The organism is Candidatus Thermoplasmatota archaeon (assembly GCA_035540375.1).
Classification (GTDB): Archaea; Thermoplasmatota; SW-10-69-26; order JACQPN01; family JAJPHT01; genus DATLGO01.
Window position 1 is genome coordinate 1 of sequence record DATLGO010000043.1, and the last position, 13365, is coordinate 13365.

At 70.1% G+C, this 13365-nt stretch carries 15 protein-coding genes; 11 read left to right on the plus strand and 4 right to left on the minus strand.

What is annotated here, in order from left to right:
* Positions 1–431 (plus strand): hypothetical protein (locus VM889_04660; GenBank protein ID HVL47826.1); only part of this gene is annotated, 431 nt, incomplete at its 5' end.
* Here VM889_04660 and VM889_04665 read toward each other — a convergent pair.
* The gene (locus VM889_04665) at positions 432–923 is read right to left on the minus strand and encodes a hypothetical protein (GenBank protein HVL47827.1); all 492 of its coding nucleotides are present in this window, start codon (positions 921–923) and stop codon (positions 432–434) included. It lies immediately after the preceding gene.
* A 111-nt stretch (positions 924–1034) separates the two neighbouring features.
* Between VM889_04665 and VM889_04670 the strand changes: the two genes are divergently transcribed.
* From VM889_04670 to VM889_04690, 5 genes are all read left to right on the plus strand, one after another.
* Positions 1035–1910: a transketolase gene (locus VM889_04670; protein HVL47828.1), complete on the plus strand. Its 876-nt coding sequence runs from the start codon at positions 1035–1037 to the stop codon at positions 1908–1910.
* Positions 1907–2863 (plus strand): transketolase family protein, encoded by a 957-nt coding sequence (locus tag VM889_04675; GenBank protein HVL47829.1) that lies wholly within the window; start codon positions 1907–1909, stop codon positions 2861–2863. The genes VM889_04670 and VM889_04675 overlap by 4 nt, the downstream gene beginning before the upstream one ends.
* Positions 2864–3376: 513 nt before the next feature.
* Entirely contained in the window at positions 3377–3793 is a 417-nt protein-coding gene (locus VM889_04680; GenBank protein ID HVL47830.1) for an SRPBCC family protein, read from the plus strand.
* Positions 3794–4106: 313 nt separating this feature from the next.
* Positions 4107–4805, plus strand: a complete 699-nt coding sequence (locus VM889_04685) for a hypothetical protein (protein HVL47831.1) — start codon at positions 4107–4109, stop codon at positions 4803–4805.
* A 9-nt stretch (positions 4806–4814) separates the two neighbouring features.
* A complete protein-coding gene (locus VM889_04690; protein ID HVL47832.1) occupies positions 4815–5540 on the plus strand; it encodes a hypothetical protein in 726 nt (241 codons plus the stop codon).
* On the opposite strand, the gene VM889_04695 is transcribed toward VM889_04690, so the two are convergent.
* On the minus strand, positions 5528–5686 hold the full coding sequence (locus VM889_04695) for a hypothetical protein (protein ID HVL47833.1): 159 nt from the start codon (positions 5684–5686) through the stop codon (positions 5528–5530). The genes VM889_04690 and VM889_04695 overlap by 13 nt on opposite strands.
* Before the next feature lie 267 nt (positions 5687–5953).
* Positions 5954–7138, minus strand: coding sequence for an AAA family ATPase (locus tag VM889_04700; protein HVL47834.1), 1185 nt, complete (start codon positions 7136–7138; stop codon positions 5954–5956).
* An 82-nt stretch (positions 7139–7220) separates the two neighbouring features.
* Here VM889_04700 and VM889_04705 point away from each other — a divergent pair, with 82 nt between their 5' ends.
* Genes VM889_04705 through VM889_04715 form a run of 3 tightly spaced genes read left to right on the plus strand, consistent with a single transcriptional unit; the run spans position 7221 to position 9101 of the window.
* Positions 7221–7664 carry a hypothetical protein gene (locus tag VM889_04705; protein HVL47835.1) on the plus strand — a complete coding sequence of 148 codons (444 nt, stop codon included), beginning with the start codon at positions 7221–7223 and terminating at the stop codon, positions 7662–7664.
* 47 nt (positions 7665–7711) lie between these two features.
* Positions 7712–8299: a hypothetical protein gene (locus VM889_04710; protein ID HVL47836.1), complete on the plus strand. Its 588-nt coding sequence runs from the start codon at positions 7712–7714 to the stop codon at positions 8297–8299.
* Positions 8300–8330: 31 nt separating this feature from the next.
* The gene (locus VM889_04715; GenBank protein ID HVL47837.1) at positions 8331–9101 is read left to right on the plus strand and encodes a tRNA (adenine-N1)-methyltransferase; all 771 of its coding nucleotides are present in this window, start codon (positions 8331–8333) and stop codon (positions 9099–9101) included.
* On the opposite strand, the gene VM889_04720 is transcribed toward VM889_04715, so the two are convergent.
* A complete protein-coding gene (locus tag VM889_04720) occupies positions 9095–9685 on the minus strand; it encodes an NAD(P)-binding domain-containing protein (GenBank protein ID HVL47838.1) in 591 nt (196 codons plus the stop codon). The genes VM889_04715 and VM889_04720 overlap by 7 nt on opposite strands.
* Before the next feature lie 107 nt (positions 9686–9792).
* Between VM889_04720 and VM889_04725 the strand changes: the two genes are divergently transcribed.
* A complete protein-coding gene (locus VM889_04725; protein HVL47839.1) occupies positions 9793–11832 on the plus strand; it encodes a PINc/VapC family ATPase in 2040 nt (679 codons plus the stop codon).
* 73 nt (positions 11833–11905) lie between these two features.
* Positions 11906–13365: hypothetical protein (locus tag VM889_04730; GenBank protein ID HVL47840.1), on the plus strand; the 1460-nt coding region annotated here is incomplete at its 3' end.

The window sequence follows — 13365 nt, forward strand, 5'->3', positions numbered from 1 at the left end:
GCGTGAGAAGCATGCGCGCCGCTCCCGCCCCCGTCGCCTCGCCCCTCGCCGACCGCCTCCGGGTCGCGCTCGGGCGTCACGCGGAGGTCGCGCGCGCGAACGGCGTCGCGGTCCTCGCGCTGTCGGGCCTCGGCCTCGCGGCCCTCGCGCTCGCGGACGCGACGCGCCTCGAGCGCTGGGCGTGGGTCGGGATGCTGTTCTGCGCCTGCGCCCTCCTCGCCGCGTTCAAGGCCGGCCGCGACCAGGCCGCGCGCAACGTCGTGCGCCGCGCGCTCCATGAGGAGAAGCGCCGCGTCCGGGCCGAGCGCGCGGCGGCGCTCGACGCGGCCGAGCGCGCGGTCGCCCGCGCGGGTCTCGCGCTCGACGAGGCCCCCGCCGCCTCTTTCGCGCCGGCCGAGGTCATCTCCGCCGAGGCGCCGGTCGTCCGCTGATCACGCCCGCTGCGCCCGGCGGCGAGACCGCCCGCGCTCGCGCACGGTGCCGCCGACAACAAGGCCCGCCGCGATGAGGACGAGATTCTTCACGACAAATTCGCCCTCCACCGTGAGGAGGAGCGGGTTTCCGTCCTGGAAGGCGACCGCCGGCTGGAGGACGAGGACGAGGAACGTGCCCGCAAGCTGCGCCCAGAAGATGGCGAGGACGGCCCGGAGCGCGAGGCCGAGGACGAGGCCGACGCCGAGCGCGACCTCCAGGATACCGAGCGCCGGGATCACGACGCTTGCGGGCGCCCACGGGATCGTGCCCGCCACGAGCGCTTCGACGGGCGAGCGGCCGATCACCTTGAGAAGACCGAACCAGAGGAACACGACGCCGAGCGCAACGCGCAGGAGCGTCGCTCCGTAGCGCGCCATGAGGCGCGTCGCGCGGAGGTCGAGGCGTTCGAAGGCGAGGCGTGCGTCCCACGCGAGCGTCGCGGCGTCCATGGTTCCTCAAGGGTCGGCCCGGCATGTCCCCGTGCCGCATCGAGAGTATCGACAATCCGGATCGCCGCAACCACCCAAGCCCTCATATCCCGGCTCCGCCTCCGGTCGTCCATGACCCTCCAGGCGGCGCGCGCCGGCGCCTCCCTCCGCGACCTCGAGGCGCTCGCGCGGCAGGTCCGCATCGACGTCCTCCGCATGACGCACCGCGCGCAGAGCGGCCACCCGGGCGGCAGCATGAGCGCCGCCGAGCTGCTCGTCGCGCTCTATGCGCGCAAGCTCCGCACGGACCCAAAATCCTCGAAGCACGAGGACCGCGACCGCTTCGTCCTCTCGAAGGGCCACTGCTGCCCGGGCCTCTACGCCGTCCTCGGCGAGCTGGGCTTCTTCCCGACCTCGGAGTTCGACAGGCTCCGCCGTGTGGGCGGCCTCCTGCAGGGCCACACGGACCACAAGATTCCAGGCGTCGACATGAGCGCGGGGAGCCTCGGCATGGGCCTCGGCTTCGCGAATGGCGTCGCGCTCGCGGCGCGCATCCAGGGCAAACCGTACCGAACGTGGGTCATGCTCGGCGACGGCGAGTGCCAGGAAGGCAACGTGTGGGAGAGCGCGATGACGACGCCGTACCGCCGGCTCGACGCGGTGACCGCGATCGTCGACTACAACAAGATCCAGATCGACGGCTTCGTGAAGGACGTGAAGGACCTCGAGCCGATGGCCGACAAGTGGCGCGCGTTCGGGTGGGACGTGCGCGAGATCGACGGCCACGACCTCGCCGAGGTCCTCGCGGCCTACGACTGGGCCGACGCGCACGTCGGCACCGGAAAGCCCGCGTGCATCGTCGCGCACACGGTCAAGGGCAAGGGCGTCTCGTTCATGGAGAACAAGGCCGAGTACCACGGCCGCGCGCTCACCGACGCGGAGATGGAGCGCGCCATGAAGGAGCTCGGCGTCGACTGGACCCCGCCGGCGAAGGGGGCGGGCGCGTGAGCGGCAAGGTCCCGACCGCGTTCGCCGACGGCGCGCCCACGCGCGACGGCTACGGCGCGGGCCTCGTGAAGGCCGGGAAGAAGAACGCGAAGGTCGTCGCGCTCGACGCGGACCTCGCGGAATCCACGCGCAGCAAGTGGTTCGGCGACCTCTTCCCGGACCGCTTCTTCCAGATGGGCATCGCGGAGCAGGACATGGTCACGACCGCGGCGGGGCTCGCCTCGGCGGGCCTCGTGCCCTTCGCCTCCACGTTCGCGATCTTCACGGAGCGCGCCTTCGAGCAGGTCCGCAACGCGGTCGCGCGCCCGAACCTCAACGTGAAGATCGTCGGCTCGCACGGCGGCCTCATGACGGGCGAGGACGGCTCCTCCGCGCACGCGATCGAGGACGTCGCGATCTACCGCGCGCTCCCCAACATGACGATCGTCGTGCCGGGCGACGCGACGGAGTGCATGAAGGCCACCGAGGCGCTCGCCGAGCACGCGGGTCCCGCGTACCTCAAGCTCACGCGCGCCAAGGTGCCGAAGCTCTTCGACGACGCGTACGACTTCAGGCTCGGCCGCGCCGCGACCCTCCGGGACGGCTCCGACATCACCATCGTCGCGAACGGCGCGCTCCTCGGCGAGGCCGTCGCCGCCGCGGACCTCCTGAAGAAGGAGAACGTCTCGGTGCGCGTCCTCGGCATGGCGACCGTGAAGCCGCTCGACGGCGACGCGCTCCTTGCGGCCGCGAAGGAGACGGGCCGCATCGTGACCGCCGAGGACCACTCGGTGATCGGCGGCCTCGGATCCGCCGTTTGCGAGTTCCTCTCGGAGCACCGCCCGACGCCCGTGAAGCGCGTCGGTGTCCGCGACCTCTACGCGGTGAGCGGCACGCCCAAGGAGCTGTACGAGAAGTACCAGCTGAGCGCGCCGCACCTCGCGGGTGTGGTGCGCGAGGCGTTGAAGGGCTAGCCGAGCCTCCGGCCTTCGCTCGCTGTCGCTCGCTGCGGCCTACGGCTCGGAGCACACACGTCGCACGGAAAACCCCCCGCTCGCGCTTCGCGCTCGCTACGGGTTTCCGTGCGACGCAGTGGGCCAAGGGGCCGCTTCGCGCCCCCTGGACCCCCCCGACCAGTCCGCCCGAACTGCGGTTCGGGCTCGCGCGGACTGCGGTCCGCGCGGGCTGCGCCCCTGGACCCCGGTCCGCAATTTTCCGTTCCTTTCTGTTCACGCCATGCGCGCGTTGCTCGCTGCGCCTACGGCGCCGAACGCACTCCGTCCCCGGGTGAACCCACCCCCAAGAAGCGGCCTACGCTCTTTCGACGCGCGCCGATGAGAAAGCCCACCGCCCAAGGCGTGGACCGGTCGGTGCCGCCTCGACGCGCGCCGATGGGCGGTCGATTCCGCGCGCGGAGGGCACGTCATCTCGTTTTCCCCGAACCTTTATCGAGCCCCCGGGCGAACAGGCTCGCGAGGGAACGGCGCGTGAAAGGCATCGAGAACCGCATCGAGGTCAAGGCCAGCCCGCGGATCGTCTTCCGGCATCTCGCGAACCCCGCGAACATCCCCGCGTTCGTGCCGGGCATCGTGCGCGCGGACGTCACCGAGTACGCGCCCGGCGGGGTCGGGACGCGCATCGCCCTCGAGACGCGCCGCCACCGGAAGATGGACGCTGTCGTCACGGGCGAGGCCGAGCGGCGGTTCCTCGCGATCCAGGACGAGCGCGGCACCCTCAATGAATGGGAGCTCACGCGCACGCCCACCGGCACGCTCGCGGTGAACCGGATCATCGGCGAGTTCGACGACGAGCGGCTCCCCCTGCTCTCGCGCGAAGCCCGCGCCAAGATGCACGCGTTCAAAGATTTTGTCGAGAGTCGCGTGGCCGCGAACACGTTGGAATAACCGAACCCTTTCCTTCCGAACCGGTCCGGGATGCCACGATTGAGGGGGCCGGGACATTTCGCCTTATTGAGTCGTCGACGAATTCTGCCTCGTAAGCCGATGCGATCGTGCAGTGCGATCCGCGACGATGACATTCATGGCCAACCGCCTTCGCGAAAGCGCGCTCATGAGCGCCCGTTCCGGCACGGGAACGACCCGTTCGCAAGCTCATTGGGCGGGCTCGTCGCCGGCCCGTCCAAGCTTGGAATGAATAGGAAAACACAAATTACCTCCAAAAAAAAAGCACACCGAACACCCTGACGAGGTGACGAACATGCTCGCCCGGACCGTCACGATGGCCATCCTCATCGTCAGTTCCGCAATCACGCTCTCCGCGGAAGTGAGCGCTGACGACCCGCCGCCCCAATTCCGGATTATCTTGTTTGACGTCGACAATGACGTGATCGTCGATTGTACGGAAGGAGAGGGATTGACGATGAACCAACTGAATTTGTGTTTGGCTGCGGCCCCGGGCCCGATCCTCCCACCCCAAGCGGCGGCGAGCAGCGGCGGCCCTGTGGGTTGGAGAGAACAAACCGTGTACTCGGATACGATTACGGAAACGTGCGGCTATTGGCGTGCCCAGGATGGTTTCCAATCCTGCCAGATCGCCTGGGGTGGGCCCCGAAAGGTGAACTCCATGTGGTTCGTGATCTGCTATTGTTCAGGCGATCCCCAGTACGCGACCACCGGCACCATCCACAATGATCTTCTGGGCAGCTCCACCTGGTATTATGGAACATACAAGGACAGCCGCAACGCAGGCGCATCGGATCGAAGGTGTCGTGACTTCGGAACCGACGGCGCCAAAGCGACGGGTGCGGACGGTGGCATCGGGGAGCAGACTTCGCCAGGCAACCCATGCTGGGTGAATTCCTGGGATGTGAAAGGCTCCTGGGGCATCGGCGTAAACTACAAGAAGGAATCGAATGACAAAGGCAAAACCACAACAAAAGTCTATGTCTACAGGTGAGGCCTCGCTATGCCACCCGTCCTCCGCGTCATCGTTGTCGTGGCGCTCTTGAGCCCCGTCGCCGCCATCGCCCTCCACGAGAGTCGGCGGGATGTGCCTTGCGCGGAGCCGGACGCCGCAGGCGTGGATCCCGGGGCGCTCCCGAAACCCACGGAGGAGGGGACCGTTTCCGTCGCATGCGTTGCGCAAAGGTCGCGCGTCCCCCAGGACCAAGTCGTCCTGTTGACGCTCACGGTTCGTGCGCTACCCGGCACGGTGCTCGCGTGGGAAAACGCTGATGCGGTTGAGATCGCGCCGGGATCGTTTTCGATGGACCGCGAGGCGCGTGTGGTCCGGGCTGCCTCCTTGCCATCCGGGATGTGGACGGGCGCATACCTCGTGGATTCTGGGAGCGCCGAGCCGCGCCTCTATTTGGCGAGGGAACGCGTATCCATCCCGATTGTCGTCACAACGCCTGAAGGAAGCCGCGCCCACGATATCCATTTCCTGGCGCTCCCCGACTTCGTCCGAGCCGAGCTTTGGGTGCGGGAGAAATGCGAAACGATCCGGGAGGAAGAGCCACGGCGCAGCTGGTCACCCGTGACGACGGGGGCATCTCCCGAGGGTAGCTTCGCGGTCACTTTCACTGGAAAACCTTGGGATGCGGCGATCGAGAACTCGATCTGTCCATCCATTCTCCTGAAGGGATCGTACGAAGGCCTGTGGCGGTTCGAAATCCGCGATCACGACGCGTAGAGCGGCACCGCGGTCGCGAGGTCCGGGTCCTCCGGGTCCCACGCCTCCACGAGGAAGCCGCGCGAGTACGCGCCCGCGGGGAGGGGGACGAGTTGCACGCTCGTGGCGCTCACGGTCGAAAGGAGTCGTCGGGACATCGGGTTCACGCACCCCACCACGCGCGCCCCCCTCATCGCCCTGCGCGCCGGAGCGCGCCGAGAGTGGTCGAACCGAAGCGAAGGGCTCAAATCCGAGCTCCGAGCGCCGCCCCTGGAGCGAGATGGACGACGGGTACCGGGAGCCGGATCGGGTGCCGGGACCGGGTGTTGGGTGCCGGGCGTCGGGACCGGGTTTCGGGCCCGGGTCCGGGCGTCGGGACCAGGTCCAGGTCCGGGCCCGGGTCCGGGTCCGGGTGCGGGACCGAAACCGGGCGCCTACTTCCCGAGGAGCGCGAGGAGCCTCTCCTCGAGGCTCTTCGCCGGGACGTCCGGGAGCGAGATGAGCGTCGTCGTCCCGAGGACGCCCTTGCCGCTTCGCCGCGTGTGGATGAAGCCGAGGCCCTCGAGGTCCTTGAGATACGTCCAGAACTGCGTGTGCGCGCGCGGCTTCTCGCCGCGCTCCTCGCACGCGACCGCGTAAATGGACTCCACCTCGCCCGTGATCGCGAACGCGCCGCCCTTCTTCAGGGCCCGCGCGATGGCGAGGAGCGTGAGCTTCTTGTGGAGGTCCAGCTCGCGGAGCTTGCCCTCCTCGACCGTGTCCGAGACGCTCGACTTCGCGGCGCGCAGGTCCTCCGCGCTCACGGTCTTGCGGGACTCGTCGTCCGCGTTCTGGCCCGCCTTGTGCAGGAGCTCGATCGCGAGGCGCGCGTCGCCGCGCTCGGCCGCCATCTCCGCGACGAGGTCCTCGAGGTCCTCCGGGAACGCGTTCGCGTGGAACGCGAGGCCGACGCGCTGGCGCACGATGGACTTCAGCTGCGCTTCGCCGTACTTCTCCACCGCGAGGACGCTCGTGCGCTTGAACGTGCTCTGCGCGGCCTCGTCGAGGAACGTGCGCACGTCGCGCTGCGAGACCATGATCAGGCTCACGCCGACCTTCGCCCGCGTCGCCTCCTCGTTGAAGCGCGTGAGCGCGTACACGAGGTCGGAGCCGGATTTCTTGAGGAGGATGTCCACCTCGTCGAGAATGACGAGGAGATGGGCCTCGCGCCGCTCGAGCTGCTTGCGCAGGATCTCGAGCATCTCGGAGTTCGAGAAGCCGCGGTCCGGGAAGCGCTCGTCGAAATGCGTGAGGATCTTGAGGAGCGCGGCGGAGTCCGTCGAGCGGCGCCGGCAGTTCACGTCCACCCATTCGATCGGGACCCCCTGGCTTGCGGCGTAGGCCTTGAAGTCCATCGCGAAGCGCTTCGAGAGCGCCGTCTTGCCCGACCCCACGGGGCCGGTCACGAGGATCGTCTGCCCGCTCCCCCGGTTCGCGAGGACGGGGCCGAAGGTGCGCGCGAGCTTCTTCGTCTCCTCCTCGCGGCCCGGGAGGTCCTCCGGGACGTAGTCGAAGCTGAGCTTGCCCGCATCCTTGAAGACGGAGGGGCCGCGAAGCTCGTCCTCGATGAGGTGGCGCACGGCGTCGGGATGCGCCGCCTCCCTATATAGACTTCAGGGGGCGCCGCGAACCTCCATATCCGAAGGCGGCGCTCAAGCGCGCGTGCGACCCAAGCTCCGCTGGGATTTCCACGACTATCTGGAGCTCCGGCGCGCCCGCGACCGCGGGGAGGCGGCCGTGGGCGCCGAGGCTCGGCTGGCCTGGCTCGAGCGCGGCCTCCCCGTGCCCTTCGCGCCGCTCATCCCGCGGCTCGTCGACCCGCTGCGCGTGCCCGACCTCGCCTACCCGCGCGGACTCGGCGCCGCGGAGGTGCGGTTCCTCTTCGAGGCCCGCGAGGAGTTCGCGCGCCTCGGCGAGACGCGGCGGCGTCGCCTCACGGCTTTCGACCTCGCGACGGAGGCCGACGGCCTCAAGGACTGGCTCGATTTCGTCGAAGCGGAGCGTCGCGCCTACAAGGAGGCGCGACGGATCCTCGCGGGCCTCGATCGGAGGATCTACGCCGCCTTCACGGGTCAACGCGAGACGCCCTCGCTCGATGTCCGTTGAAGGGTCCAATCGATATCGTTTTCAAACCCCGACGCGCTTCCGCACCCATGCTTCGCGCGATCATCGTCGCGCTCGTCGCGGTCGTCGCGGGCTGCGCTTCGCCCTCGGCGTCCCACGATGCGGAGGAGGAATCGCGCGCCGCGACGGGATGGCCCGTCAATCTCACGAGGCTGCTCGTCGTCGAGCCCCTTCAGGGCCCGATCGAGCCCGACCGCGAGACGGTCGTTCGCGGAAACGCGCCCGCGCTCGACGTCGCGAACCGGACCGTCCGCGACGTGCCGCCCTTCGCCCATCGTCCCATGCTCGCCGTCGAGTTCGCGGGCGAGGGCGTCGCGGCGACGGGCTCGCATGCCTTCCTCATGCGCGCGGGCGAATACGTCGTCCGGGCGGTGTCGGACGAGAACGCGACGTGGATTCACGTCGGGTGGCTCTGGGAGGGCCCGGACTGCCGGGTCTCGGTCGTCCGCGGCGCCGCGAAGCCCACGAACACGACGCGCGAGGAGTTCGTCCGCCTTGCGACGAACGAGACCGCGGTCGTCGAGATCGTGCCCCCCGCAAGCGACGCCCGGTGCCCCCGCGTCGCGTTCCGCGCGACCGACCGGGGCGTGTGGACGTGGGCCTCGGAGCCGCGGTAGCCTTTTCAGCCCCACGCGCCATCGCCGCGCGATGGCCCCTTTCGCCCCCGGCGACCGCGTCGTCCTCCTCGACCCCGCAACGGGCGAGCGCCTGCTCGTGGTCGTGGGCGGCGGCGTCGAGCGCGTGAAGGGGCTCGGCACCGTCGACCTCGCGCGACTCGTGGGCGTCGAGCCCGGCGCGCGGTTCGAATACCCGGGTCGGGCGTTCATCGCCGTCGCCCCGACCGTGCGGGATCTCCTCGAGACCGTCGCGCGGAAGGCGCAGGTCGTGACGCCGAAGGACGCGGCGCGCATCGTCTTTGAGGCCGACCTCCGAGCGGGCGCCCGTGTCGTCGAGGCGGGCGTCGGGAGCGCGAGCCTCACGCTCGCCCTCGCGCGCGCCGTCGCCCCGACCGGCCGCGTGACGACCTACGAGATCCGCGAGGACTTCGCCGAATGGGGCCGCGCGAACCTCGCTCGCGCCGGGCTCGCGGACGTCGCGGAGGTGAAGGTGGGCGACGTCGCGAAGGACGTCGTCGAGCGCGACCTCGATGCATTCGTCCTCGACGTGCCCGAACCCTGGCTCGCCGTTTCGGCCGCGTGGAACGCGCTCAAGGGCGGCGGCGTCCTCGTCACCTACAGCCCCCTCGTGAGCCAGGTCGAGGCGACGCATCGCGCGCTCGCGGACCATCCGTTCACGGTCGTCCGGGCGTTCGAGACGATGGAGCGCGAATGGGTCGTCGGAGAGCGCGGCGCGCGACCGAGCTTCGAGATGCTCGGCCACACGGGTTTCGTGACGGTCGCCCGCAAGCGCCTTCAGTGAACGAGGCGGATCCCGATGTCGGACCCCAGGCGCTCCCCGTAGGCGAGCTGGATCGCGAAGTACCCCATCGTTTCCAGCCACCGCGCGTTCACGAGCGGCCCGCAGTCCACGGCGTCGAAGCCGAGGTCGGTCGCGAGATCGCGCACGACGGCCTTGGCCGCCTCATCGTCGCCCGCGACGAACGCGGTGAGGCGTTCGCCATGGGCCCGCGCGGTCTCCATGTGGTGCGCGAGCACGGTGTTGAGCGTCTTCACCACGCGCGCGTTCGGGACGCGCGCCTGGACCTCCTCGGCCCCCGATCCGCGCGCGGGCTCCAGGGCAAGATCGTAGTCGGGCGGAGCGACCGCGTTCGTGACGTCCACGAGCACCTTGCCGGCGAGCGCCTCGTCGCCCGCCTCCCGGAGCGCGTCGAAACGGCTCTCGAACGGGACCGCGAGGATCACGACGTCCGCGGCAAGCGCGATCTCGCGCACCCGCGCGGGCTCGCGGCCCGCCGAGGCGGCCTCGTACCCCGCCCGGGCGAGTCCCCGCGCAAGGGCGCTCCCGGCGTCGCCTCGGCCGATGATCGCGACCTTGGGCTTCATGGGGGGACGTTCGCGCGGCGCGGCGTTTCAAGCTTCCCGTCGCCCGGCCGGAAGACCCGCTCCACTCGATGGCTTGATCCGTCGCGGACGGGATACGGCGCGCGACCATGGCCCCGAAGAAGTCGACCCGCGCCGCGCCCGAGCGCCGCGCGAGGGCGATCGTCCCCGACACGAGCGTGCTCGTCGACGGCCGCATCACGCTGCGCATCCAGCGCGGGGAGCTCAAGGACGCGCGCCTGCTCATTCCGATGGCGGTCGTCGCGGAGCTCGAGTACCAGGCGAACGCGGGACGGGAATCCGGCTTCAACGGTCTCGACGAGATCGTGAAGATCCAGGAGCTGCGCGACACCGCGAACCTCGACGTCGCGTTCGTCGGGGAGCGTCCGACGCCCGAGGACATCGAGCTCGCGAAAAGCGGCGAGATCGACGCGATGATCCGCGAGATCGCCGAGGACGAGGGCGCGAAGCTCCTCACGAGCGACCGCGTCCTCGCGCACGTCGCGCGCGCGATGGCGATCGACGTCGAGTACGTGCGTCCCATCACGGAACCCGACGAGCAGGAGAAGGACCTCTCCTCGCTCGACATCATGAAGTATTTCGACGCGTCGACGATGAGCGTCCACCTGAAGTACGGCGTGAAGCCGCTCGCGAAGAAGGGCAAGCCCGGCGCGATGAAGCTCCAGGAGATCGGCCGCGAACCGATGGAGCTCAAGACGCTCACGCGCATGCGTCGCGAGATCATCGAGGCCGCGCGGCGCGACGCGAACTCGTTCATCGAGATCGAGCGCACGGGGGCGACCGTCGTGCAGCTCGGCAACATGCGCATCGCGATCGCGCAGCCGCCGTTCAGCGACGGCCTCGAGATCACCGCGGTGCGGCCCGTCGTGCGCAAGACCCTCGAGGAGTACGGCCTCGAGCGCGAGCTTCTCGATCGCCTCAAGAGCTACCAGCGCGGCGTTTTCGTGTCGGGCGCGCCCGGGTCGGGCAAGTCGACGTTCGTGACCGCGGTCGCGGAGCACCTGAAGGACCAGGGGACCATCGTGAAGACGATGGAGTCGCCGCGGGACCTGCAGGTGGGCGACGAGATCACGCAGTACGCGCCGCTCGACCGCTCGATGGAGCTCACGAGCGACGTGCTCCTCCTCGTGCGACCGGATTTCGTCGTGTACGACGAGGTCCGCAAGACCGAGGACTTCCGCATCTTCGGCGACATGCGCCTCGCGGGCGTCGGCCTCATCGGCGTCACGCACGCGAACCGCGCGATCGACGCCGTGCAGCGCCTCATCGGCCGCGTGGAGCTCGGCATGATCCCGCAGGTCGTCGACACCGTCGTCCACATCGAGGGCGGCGCGATCCGCCAGGTCCTCGAGCTGACGTTCACGGTCAAGGTCCCCGCCGGCATGACGGAGGCCGACCTCGCGCGCCCGGTCATCGTCGTGCGCGACTTCGTATCGAAGCGGGCCGAGTACGAGATCTACACGTACGGCGAGCAGGTCGTCGTGATGCCCGTCGGCGCCGCCGAGGGCTCGCGCGAGGCGCAGTCCCCGCGCGACAAGCTCGCGAACGCGCAGCTGCGCCACGTGTTCCGCGGCTACGTGGAGGGCGACTACGTCGCCGAGATGACGGGCGACGCGTCCTGCGTGCTCTACGCGGAGGAGCGCGAGATCCCTCGCCTCATCGGCAAGGGCGGCCGCACGATCCAGGAGACGCAGGCCGCGATCGGGATCAAGATCGACGTCAAGCCCCTGCGCGAGCGGCCCGGCCGCGCGCCGCGGGAGCGCAAGCTCCAGCGCGTGTGGAACGTGCCGCGCGCGAAGGGACGCCAGGACGAGGGCGCGTGGGAGGACGACGACGAGGACGAGGCCGCCGAAGCCGACCTCCCCGCTGCGCCCGCGGAGCCCGCCGCGCCGCGCGAGCGACGGTACGCCGAGGTCACCCCGCACCTGCGCAAGACGAAGAAGAACATCGTCCTCGTGACCGACAAGGGTCTCGCGGGCCAGGAGGTCCGCGTCGCGGTCGACGGCGAGGTCCTCTTCACGGCCACCGTGGGCGGCAAGGGCGACATCCGCGTCTCGCGCCGCACCGACGCCGGCCAGGCCATCTTGGACGCCTACGCCCAGGGGCGGTCGGTCCGCGTGCGGGTGTGACGGGCGGGCGCTAGCCTCATCCGCCACCGAGCGGAATACCCCGGGAGGCGCTCCCGGCGCGAGCGCGAACGCCATGCCGCACCGCCTGCCGATCCTCCTCGTCCTCGCCGCCCTCCTCGCGCCCACCGCGAGCGCGGGCCTCCTCGCCCCGACGGAGGTCGCGCCGTCGCCTGGCCGCGCGGGCGATCTCCTCGAATACGCCACGTCGGTCGACGGCCAACCCGGTCTCGCGTTCCGCGTGCTCGTCGAAGGACCCGCCGAGGCGCGCGACCGCTACGGGTTGGAGCGCGCGACGGAGGCCTACCTCGCGCAGCACTTCCACGAAGACCGCCTCGTCGCCGCGCACCGGTGCCACGCCCTTGCGGACGGCCTCGACGCCGTCGCCGTCGAGCCGCTCAAGACCCGCGACGCGCTCGCGTTTCCCGCGATCGCGATGCCTTCCATGGGACTTCCCGGAGCGCCGAGCGTGACGGTGAGCGAGCAGGCCCTCGCGACCTTCCCGCGGACCGGATGCCCCGGCCGGCTCCCGGCGCGCGCGTTCGTCGAGGGCGAGCGCGTCCCCCTCGAAGCGCTCATCCCGGGCGCCTCCCCATCGATCGTGTCGGAGCCCGCCCGCGCCGTCGCCTTCAAGGGGCGCGCGGCGCTCGCGTTCCACTTCCACAATGAGGCGAAAAATGAGACCTTCGTCGTGACGGTCGCGGACGGCCTGCCGGGAATCGCGCGCGTGGCCGGCGAAACGGTCGCGCAACCGGTCGCCGGAGGAACGTGCAGGTACGCGAGCGACAACCTGGGGCGGGATCGCACCGGGGCCTGCACGTGGAAAGAACACGAGGGAGCGCCCAGATCGTTCGTCGTCGAGCTGATGGCGTTCGCTCCGGGATCGGGCGCGCCCCTCGGGGACGCTCGCGAAGGGCGATCACCCCTCGTCAATCCGGTCGCTGCGCCCCGATCCTACGATGGTCGGTTCTTCGAAACGGCCCATCTCGACCTCCTCTACCCCCTCGAGGAGGCCGCATCCGCGATCGCGTCCGACCCCTCCCTCTATTACGGCGAGTTCATGAAGAAGCACCCGGGCGCCATCCTCGCGTACGCGCACTACGATCGCCGCATGCGCCTCGACGAAACGCCCGATGCGCGCACCCGAGGCGGTTGGGAACTCGTGTTCGCCGCGGGGGAGGCGTTCTACGTCGTGAAATCCGTCCGCTTGGCCTCGGCGCCGGGCCCGCTCGCCGCGGCGCACGCGACGCGCAACGCCGAGTTCAAGGTGGGGTGGCGGGCGGAGCGGTTCTCGATCCACGACATCGATCCGCCCGCGCGCTTCGCCCCCTCGGCGGCGCTCGCGGACGCCGCGAAGCGGTACGGGATCGCGCCCGGCGCCATCGAGCGGTTGGAATACGCCGCGCCGTCGATGTCGATCCTGTTCCTCGACTATCTGCGGGGTCCTCCCTCGCTCGTCCTCTCCGACGTGAGCGGCGTCGCGCCCTCCGAAAGCCCGAGCGCGACCGGCCGCTCGATCACCTTCGATCCCGCCAC